The organism is Variovorax sp. YR752 (assembly GCF_943372545.1).
In genome coordinates this window covers 1-8,689 of the sequence record NZ_CALRZC010000297.1, presented here as the reverse complement: position 1 = coordinate 8,689, position 8,689 = coordinate 1, and the positions used below count along the sequence as shown (strand labels likewise).

General features: G+C 67.0%; 9 protein-coding genes. 4 read left to right on the top strand and 5 right to left on the bottom strand.

Features of this window, described 5'->3' with window-relative positions:
* Window positions 1-27: 27 nt before the first annotated feature.
* Entirely contained in the window at window positions 28-1,722 is a 1,695-nt protein-coding gene (locus AAG801_RS37785; RefSeq protein ID WP_341893036.1) for a long-chain-fatty-acid--CoA ligase, read from the bottom strand.
* Window positions 1,723-1,779: 57 nt separating this feature from the next.
* Window positions 1,780-2,508 carry a hypothetical protein gene (locus AAG801_RS37780; RefSeq protein ID WP_341893035.1) on the bottom strand — a complete coding sequence of 243 codons (729 nt, stop codon included), beginning with the start codon at window positions 2,506-2,508 and terminating at the stop codon, window positions 1,780-1,782.
* Between the two features lie 145 nt (window positions 2,509-2,653).
* On the opposite strand from AAG801_RS37780, the gene AAG801_RS37775 reads away from it, so the two are divergent.
* From AAG801_RS37775 to AAG801_RS37765, 3 genes are read left to right on the top strand one after another with little or no spacing between them, the layout of a single operon-like run.
* A complete protein-coding gene (locus AAG801_RS37775) occupies window positions 2,654-3,160 on the top strand; it encodes a hypothetical protein (RefSeq protein WP_341893034.1) in 507 nt (168 codons plus the stop codon).
* 13 nt (window positions 3,161-3,173) lie between these two features.
* A complete protein-coding gene (locus AAG801_RS37770; protein ID WP_341893033.1) occupies window positions 3,174-4,787 on the top strand; it encodes a GMC family oxidoreductase in 1,614 nt (537 codons plus the stop codon).
* A gap of 17 nt (window positions 4,788-4,804) precedes the next feature.
* On the top strand, window positions 4,805-5,755 hold the full coding sequence (locus tag AAG801_RS37765) for a permease (RefSeq protein ID WP_341893032.1): 951 nt from the start codon (window positions 4,805-4,807) through the stop codon (window positions 5,753-5,755).
* Here AAG801_RS37765 and phhA read toward each other — a convergent pair.
* Window positions 5,668-6,567, bottom strand: a complete 900-nt coding sequence (gene phhA, locus AAG801_RS37760) for a phenylalanine 4-monooxygenase (protein ID WP_341893031.1) — start codon at window positions 6,565-6,567, stop codon at window positions 5,668-5,670. The genes AAG801_RS37765 and phhA overlap by 88 nt on opposite strands.
* An 11-nt stretch (window positions 6,568-6,578) precedes the next feature.
* Window positions 6,579-7,694, bottom strand: a complete 1,116-nt coding sequence (gene hppD / locus AAG801_RS37755; RefSeq protein WP_341893030.1) for a 4-hydroxyphenylpyruvate dioxygenase — start codon at window positions 7,692-7,694, stop codon at window positions 6,579-6,581.
* A gap of 138 nt (window positions 7,695-7,832) precedes the next feature.
* On the opposite strand from hppD, the gene AAG801_RS37750 reads away from it, so the two are divergent.
* Window positions 7,833-8,315: an Lrp/AsnC family transcriptional regulator gene (locus tag AAG801_RS37750; protein WP_341893029.1), complete on the top strand. Its 483-nt coding sequence runs from the start codon at window positions 7,833-7,835 to the stop codon at window positions 8,313-8,315.
* 27 nt (window positions 8,316-8,342) lie between these two features.
* Here AAG801_RS37750 and AAG801_RS37745 read toward each other — a convergent pair.
* Window positions 8,343-8,689, bottom strand: a 347-nt coding sequence (locus AAG801_RS37745) for an aquaporin (protein WP_341893028.1), incomplete at its 5' end; no start/stop codon positions are given.

Sequence of the window (8,689 nt, the reverse complement as noted above, 5' to 3'; positions counted from 1 at the left end):
GTTTCCGACTGCTAGAACGCGAGCCCTTCAGCCTCGCAATTCTCTACGCAATATCTTCCCAACGTTGGATTTGGGTAGTTCGTCGCGAAACTCGACATGCTTCGGCCGCTTGTAGGCGGTGAAGTTCTCCTTGCAGAAGTCGGCCAGATCTCCCTCTGTCAACGAAGCGTCGCGCCGCACCACGAACAGCTTCACCGCCTCTCCCGAGCGCTCGTCCGGAACGCCCACCGCCGCACATTCCAGCACACCCGGGTGCAGGCTCACCACTTGCTCGATCTCGTTTGGATAGACGTTGAAGCCGGAGACCAGGATCATGTCCTTCTTTCGATCAACGATCCGGATTGAACCGTCGGCATCCATCACGCCGACATCCCCGGAGCGGAAGAAGCCATCGTCGGTCATGACCTTGACGGTCTCGTCGGGCCGGTTCCAGTAGCCCGCCATCACCTGCGGGCCCTTGATGCAGATTTCCCCCGGCTGGCCCAGCCCGACATCGCGGCCGTCGTCGTCGCGGATCGCCACCAGCGTCGAAGGCACTGGCAGCCCAATGCTGCCGCTGAACTCGGCGAGATCGAAACGGTTGATGGTCACCACCGGCGAAGTCTCTGACAAGCCGTAGCCCTCCACGATCGGGCAACCAGTGATGTGCCGCCATTTCTCCGCCGTGGCGCGCTGCACCGCCATGCCGCCGCCGTTGGAGATCACCAGGTTCGAAAAGTCCAGCCGAGCGAAATCGGGATCGTTCGCCAACGCGTTGAACAGGGTGTTCACCGCGGGGAACATGCTGACGCGATGACGCGCAAGCGTCTGCACGAACCCGGGGATGTCGCGCGGGTTCGGAATCAGCAGACACTTCATCCCGAGGCGCGCGCCCAGCATGAAGCACGCCGTCAACGCAAAGATGTGATAAAGCGGCAATGCACAAACCACTGTCAACTGCCGATCCGCCGGCAAGCTGTCGAGCTTGGGCCGGAACCACGCCTCCGACTGCAGCACGTTGGCCACGACGTTTCGGTGCAGCAAAGTGGCACCCTTGGAAACCCCGGTCGTACCGCCTGTGTATTGCAGGAACGCCACGTCGTCGGGCCCGATCTCGACGCGCCGCAGGTTCATGCGCGTACCCTCGGCGATGGCCATGTTGAAGCGGGTGACGGAGCGCCCGCCACCCAGGGGCAGCCCGAACTCGGGGACCATCTTGCGCACGTGCCGCACGACCAGGTTCACCAACTGGCCTTTCCAGAACCCGAGCAGATCGCCCATTGCCGCCAGTACCACGTGCTTCACGTCCGTGCGCTCGATGACCTCGGCCAGCGTGCCGGCAAAGTTCTCCAGCACCACGATCGCCTCGGCGCCGGAGTCCTTGAGTTGGTGCTCGAGCTCCCGCGCCGTGTACAGCGGGTTCACATTGACAACCACCATGCCTGCCCGAAGGACGGCAGCAATCGCCACGGGATACTGCAGTATGTTGGGCATCATCAACGCGACGCGTGCGCCGCGCCTGAGCCCCCGGTTCTGCAGCCAGGCGCCGAGCGAGGCCGACAGCTCGTCGAGCTGAGCAAAGCTGAGCTCGCTGTCCATGCATACCGCCGCACACGAGCGTGCATGAGCACGGAAGGCTTCCTCCAACAACTGCGTGAGCGAGTTGTAGCTCGACGCATCGATCTGGGCAGGAACGCCCGGCGGATAGCTCGCAAGCCAGGGGCGGTCAGCGATGGTGGCCAAAGGATCCTCTCGGGTTGAGTGCGCGTCCGGCATGCTCGCGGCCGAGCCATGCGGCCGCTATGGTAGTTGTCCTAGAAGCAGCGGACTGGTCAGCGAGTCTGACGTCGGATCCAACGGAAACTCGAACAACGTGCGCGCCAGCGAGCGCTCCCGCTCACCCACGATTGCAATGAACTCGTCAGCGCCGCCCATGGCCTTGAAGGTGTCAAAGCCCAACTCGAGGAACTGCTGAAGCGCCGGCAAACCCGCGGCGCGAGCCGGGCCGCGCATCAGGTGCAGCGTCGTGCGCAACAGCGGCTTGCGCGTGAGCCGGTCCAGATCGCGACCGACCGACAGGGTGAGCGCGATCTGCGCTTCGCGATCGCTCCGGTCGCCGACCGCCTGCCAGGCACGCACATAGTTCGCCCGATCAGGCTGGACCCCGAGCAACTGCCGGCCCATTCCCGTGTCCAGTGTTTCCGACAGCGCATGCAGTCGAGCCAGGGTGTCCACGGTCTCGACGATCTCGTGCGGAAACAGCCTCACCAGCGCGGGCACCACACGCGCGAACTGGGCATCGCGCTCGGAAAAGTCGCGCGGTCCATAAAGCTCGTCGAGAAAGAAGCGCGCCGCGCCGGCATAGCGCGCGCTCCCCAGCAGATCGCTGTACGTCAACGAGAAGCGGCGTTGCTGGTAGGCCTTCACGGCTTGGACCGATGCGCGCAGCAACAGGTCGCCCGCTCGCAGCGTTCGTTCGCGCTCGACGATGTCGAGCTGGGACAGGATGGATTGCGCGCTGGCAGGCATGCGGTGCGGAGGTTCGCACCCTCACTGTATAGGCGGTGCGCGGGTTTCCGAGACCCTGCGTTAGTCGATCCGCTCTAGGCCGCGCCGGGCGAATGGTGCAAGACTCCACCGCGCCGGCCGCTGGCATGCCGGCACTCACGCGACGATGCAGCGACGCACACTTCTGAAACTCGGACTCGGCGCCACGGCGCTGCTCACCATCGCCGGCGGATCCGTGGTGCTGTTGCGTCCCGCACTCACGGACGGACGCCTGCGCGACGGCCCGCGCGAGGTGATGCGCTCCGTTGCGCTCGGCGTGCTGGACGGGGTGCTCCCACCGGGCACTTCGGCGCGTGGTGCAGCGCTCGATGCCCATCTGTCGAGGCTCGAAGCCGCGATCGCCGCGTTCCCGGCGCCGGTGCGGGCGGAGCTGTCGCAACTGCTGGCGCTGCTGTCGGCGCCGCCGGGGCGCCTCGCCCTGGCAGGTCTGTCGTCCGGTTGGCCCGAGGCCAGCGTGGCGCAAGTCCAGGCCGCGCTGCAGGGCATGCGGGTCTCTTCGCTGGCGTTGAAGCAGCAGGCCTACCACGCACTGCGCGACCTGACCAACGCTGCCTACTTCTCCGACCCGTCGGCCTGGTCACACCTTGGCTACCCTGGCCCGTCGGATCTCTGAACGCGAAACCATCATGAGTCGTCTGCCCGACCCCATCCGCGAAGGTCTTGCGCGAGGCTGGCGCGTGCTCGGCGGTTCCCACGGCGCATTGCCCGAACGCATCGAGTGCGACGTGGCCATCGTCGGCAGTGGCGCCGGTGCAGGCATCACGGCCGAACTGCTCAGCCAGGCCGGGCTCAAGGTCGTGATCGTCGAGGAAGGGCCGCTGCGCAGCAGCACCGACTTCCACCAGCGCGAAAGTGAGGCCTACCCGACGCTCTACCAGGAGAGCGCGGCGCGCAAGACGGCCGACAAGGGCATCAACATCCTGCAGGGGCGCTGCGTCGGCGGCTCGACCACGGTCAACTGGACCAGCTCGTTTCGCACGCCCACACCGACACTCGATCACTGGGGTGAGCAGTTCGGGCTCGCCGACTACGGCGCCGACGCGCTCGCGCCCTGGTTCGTGCAGGCCGAGCGTCGCCTGAACGTCGGTCCCTGGCTGACGGCCCCGAACGACAACAACGAGTTGCTGCGCCGCGGCGCCACCGCGCTGGGCATCACCGCGCCGATGATCCAGCGCAACGTCAAGGGCTGCTGGAACCTCGGCTCCTGCGGCATGGGCTGCCCGACCAATGCCAAGCAGTCGATGCTGGTGACCACGTTACCCGCCGCGCTGGAGCGTGGCGCGACACTGCTGGTGCAGACACGCGCCGAGCGGCTCTTACTCAAGGGAGACCGGATCGAGGCGCTGCATTGCGTGCCGGTACAGCTCGACGGGCGCATTGCGTCCGAGGCCTCCGTGCACATCACGGCCAGGCACTACGTGGTCGCTGGCGGCGCGATCAACTCGCCGGCGCTGCTGCTGCGCTCCGACGTTCCCGACCCCAGCGCACTGCTCGGGCGGCGCACCTTCCTCCATCCGGTGGTAATTTCCGCGGCGCTGTTCGATCGCGAGATCGCGGGCTGGAACGGCGCACCGCAGACGATCTACACCGACCACTTCCTCGAGACCCAGCCGATCGACGGTGCGATCGGCTACAAGCTCGAGGCGCCGCCCATCCATCCGGTGATCTTCGCCTCCACCTTGCCGGGCTACGGCCAGCAGCAGGCCGACCTGCTGTCGCAGTTCCCGAAGACGCATGCGCTGCTGGCGCTGATGCGCGACGGCTTTCACGAGCAGTCGCCGGGCGGTCGCGTGACGCTGCGCTCGGATGGCTCGCCGGTGCTCGACTACCCGCTCAACGACTTCGTGATGGACGGTGCGCGCCGTGCCTTCCTCAGCATGGCCGAGATCCAGTTCGCCTCCGGCGCCGCCTCTGTGCTGCCGGTTCACGAGATGGCGCAGCCCTACACCTCCTGGAAGCAGGCGCGCGAGGCCATCGCGGCCCTGCCGATGAAGCCGCTGCTGACGCGCGTCGTCAGCGCGCACGTGATGGGCGGCTGCGGCATGGCTGGAGAAGAACGGCGAGGTGTCGTGCGACCGGACGGCACGCACTGGCAGATCGCCAACCTGTCGGTGCACGACGGCTCGATCTTCCCGACCAGCATCGGCGCCAATCCACAGCTGTCGATCTACGGCATCGTCAATCGACTGGCGACTCGTCTGGCCAAGCGCCTGAGCGGCCGCGACGTCGTGCTCGCCTGAGGCGATAGCATCGCCGCATGCTCGCACGGCTCCAGCAGGCCACCACCCTCTCCCTGATCGCGCTGGCCGCGCTGTGGGCGTGGTGGTTTGGCCGCCAGGGCGAATGGGGTTGGGCCTGCGGCGGCGCGCTGCTGCTGCTGTTCGGCTACGCGCTCTTTCTCGCACTGGAGTTCGCCATGCTGTCGCGGGTGCGTGGCGACGACCCGGCGCCGCGTGCCACCGCCGCGCAGTTGCTGCGCGCCTGGTGGGGCGAAGTCGTCTCTGCGCCGCGCGTGTTCTGCTGGCGCCAGCCGTTCCGCTCGCACGCCGAGCCTGACCATCTCGGCGCGAGTCATCGTGGCCGCCTCGGCGTCGTCTTCGTGCACGGCTTCGTCTGCAATCGCGGGTTCTGGAATCCCTGGCTGGCGCGGCTGCGTGCGGCCGGCATTCCTTTCGTCGCGGTGAACCTGGAGCCGGTGTTCGGCCGCATCGACGACTATGTGCCCATCGTCGACGAGGCGGTGCGCCGCGTGCGTGAAGCCACTGGGCGCGCGCCGTTGATCGTCGCGCACAGCATGGGCGGCCTGGCGGTGCGTGCATGGCTGTCACGCAGCACGGAGCGCGACGCCGTCGAGCATGTCGTGACGATCGGCTCGCCCCACCATGGCACCTGGTTGGCGCGCTTCGGTGTCACACCGAACGGCCTGCAGATGCGCCGCCCCAACGACTGGCTCGACGAACTGCAGGCCGCAGAGACTGCACGCGCGGGCGCTTCACCCTACGCGAACTTCACCTGCTTCTACAGCCACTGCGACAACATCGTCTTCCCGCCGTCGACGGCCACCTTGCCCGGCGCCGACAACCGACACGTGGCCGGCAGCGCGCACGTGCACCTGGCCGATCAGCCGGCGGTGTTCGACGCCGTCTGGGCGCGTGTGTCGCCCGTGGAATCGGCTTCGAACTCGGGCGCACCGGCGACGCGGCGGTAGATCGGCGCGAAGTCCGGTGCGGTGGCTTCGAACAGCTGCGCGAAGCTGTCGATGACGAAGTAGCTGGCCTGGTAGTCGTCGATCCTGTAGCGCGTGCGCATGATGCGCTCGAGGTCGAAGGGCAGGCGCCGTGGCGTCGGGCTGGTGACGCTGTGGCGCAGCTCGCCGGCCGAGGAGAGGATGCCGGCACCGTAGGCGCGCAAGCCGGCCGGCGTGGTTATCAGGCCGAACTCCACCGTGTACCAGTACAGCCGCGCGAGGTACTCGCAGGCCTCGAGCCGGCTCGCCTTCAGGCCGCCGGCGCCGTAGGCCTGCATGTAGTCGGCGAACATCGGGTTGAACAGCAGCGGCACATGGCCGAACAGGTCGTGGAAGACGTCGGGTTCGACCACGTAGTCGAACTCCTCCGGCGTGCGGATCCAGCCGGTCACCGGGAAGCGGCGTGCGGCGAGCAGCGCGAAGAACGCTTCCTCGGGAATCAGCCCGGGCACCGCGACGACTTCCCAGCCGGTGGCGCGGTGCAGCGTCTCGCTCAGCGCATCGAAGCGCGGAATGCGGTCCGGCGCACCCAGGTGCTTCACCGCCGCGATGAACTCCTCGCAGGCGAGGCCCGGCAACTGTGCCGCCTGGCGCTCGTACAAGCGGCGATAGAGTTCGTGGTCCGCGGCCGTGTAGCGCTCCCACTGCTGGTCACACGTGTAGTCGGCCTTGGCCTGCGCGTAGTCGCCACGCGGCGGGCGATCGCCCTGGCCATAGGTGACCGGCGCAACGCCCTGGTTGATGCCCGAGTGGAAGTCCGGCTGCGCATTCATGGCGAGTCTCCTCAGGCCGTGGTCTTGTCCTGCAGCACGCCGCGGCGCACCTGGTCGAGCTCGATGCTCTCGAACAGCGCGCGGAAGTTGCCTTCGCCGAAGCCCTCGTCGCCCTTGCGCTGGATAAGCTCGAAGAAGATCGGCCCGATCACCGTCTGCGTGAAGATCTGCAGCAGCAGTTCGTTCGGTGCGCCCTGGTGCGTGGCGCCGTCGATCAGGATGCGCAGGCGCTTGAGCTCGGCCAGCTTCTCGCCGTGGTTGGGCAGGCGCTTGTCGACCAGGTCGTAGTAGGTCGCTATGGTGTCCTGGAAGGCGACGCCGGCCTTCTTCATGCCGTCGACGGTGGCGTAGATGTCGTTCGTGCCCAGCGCGATGTGCTGGATGCCCTCGCCGTGGTACAGGTCGAGGTACTCGGCGATCTGGCTCTTGTCGTCGCTGCTCTCGTTGATCGGGATGCGGATCTTGCCGCAGGGGCTGGTCATGGCCTTGCTCTTCAGGCCCGTCAGCTTGCCCTCGATGTCGAAGTAGCGTACTTCCTTGAAGTTGAACAGGCGCTCGTAGAACTCGGCCCATTCCTTCATGCGGCCGCGGTGAACGTTGTGCGTCAGGTGGTCGATGTAGGTCAGGCCGTGGCCGGCCACCGAGGCCTCGGCGCCGGCCAGCGGCACGAAGTCGACGTCCCAGATGCTGATGTTGCCGATCGCGCCGGGCGCCGCGCCGTCCTTGCCGTGCCAGCGATCGACGAAGTAGATCAGGCTGTCGCCGATGCCCTTGATCGCCGGGATGTTCAGTTCCATCGGCCCGGTCCTGTTGTCGAAGCCCCAGGCGCCGAGGCCCAGCGCGCGCTCATAGGCCTGGCGCGCGTCCTTCACGCGAAAGCCCATCGCGCAGACGCAGGGGCCGTGCAGGCGGGCAAAGCGCTGCGCGAACGAGTCCGGCTCGGCGTTGACGACGAAGTTCACCTCGCCCTGGCGGTACAGCAGCACGTTCTTCGTGCGGTGCTTCGCGATGGCACGGAAGCCCAGCGTCTCGAACAGCTGGCCCAGTGCAGCCGGGTCCGGCGCCGCGTACTCGATGAACTCGAAGCCATCGGTGCCCATCGGATTGTCCCAGGGGGTGAATTGCATGCGGCGCTCCTGCTGTGGGGTCGTGCGTTTGATCTGTCTCAACGCTGGATCGCACTGTAGAAGCGGGCGTGCGCAGGAATTCTGCAAGTTCTGGCGTCAGTCTGGCGTCTAGCGCAGGAAAGCTGCAAAATTCACCGAATGGAAACTGCGATCCCGCTCGATGCGATCGATCGGCGCATTCTTCGCGCGCTGCAGGCCGATGGCCGCATCACCTACGACGTGCTCGCCGCGCAGGTCAGCCTGTCGCCCTCGGCCACGCTGCGGCGCGTCAAACGGCTGGAGGAAGCCGGCGTGATCGCCAGCTACGTGGCTCTGGTGGCGCCGGAGCGTGTCGGCCTCGGCCTCACGGCCTACCTGAACGTGCGCCTGGAGAAACACGCCGAGGTGCACAAGCGCAACCCGATGGACCTGTTCCGGGCTTCGGTGCAGACCTGGCCGGAAGTGGTGGAGTGCGCCGCGCTGACCGGCGAGATGGACTACCTGCTGCGCGTGGTCGTCGAGGACATGGCGCACTACTCGCGCTTCGTGATGGACACGCTGCTGCGCCACCCGAGCGTCGAGGACTGCAAGACGAGTTTCGTGCTCGACCGCGTCAAGAACACGACCGCGTTGCCGCTGTGACCAGGGCGGCGCGGTCGTGGGCCTGCCTCAGTCGCCTTCGCCGATGAACTTGTAGACCAGCGCGCCGAGCACCGCGCCGACGATCGGCGCGACCCAGAACAGCCACAGCTGCCCGATCGCCCAGTCGCCGACGAACACCGCCACGCCGGTGCTGCGTGCCGGGTTCACCGAGGTGTTGGTGACCGGGATGCTGATCAGGTGGATCAGCGTCAGGCACAGGCCGATGGCCAGCGGCGCGAAGCCGGCCGGCGCGCGCTTGTCGGTGCTGCCGAGGATGACGAGCAGGAACATCATCGTCATCACCACCTCGGCCACCAGCGCGGCGAGCAGCGAGTACTTGCCGGGCGAATGCTCGCCGTAGCCGTTCGAGGCAA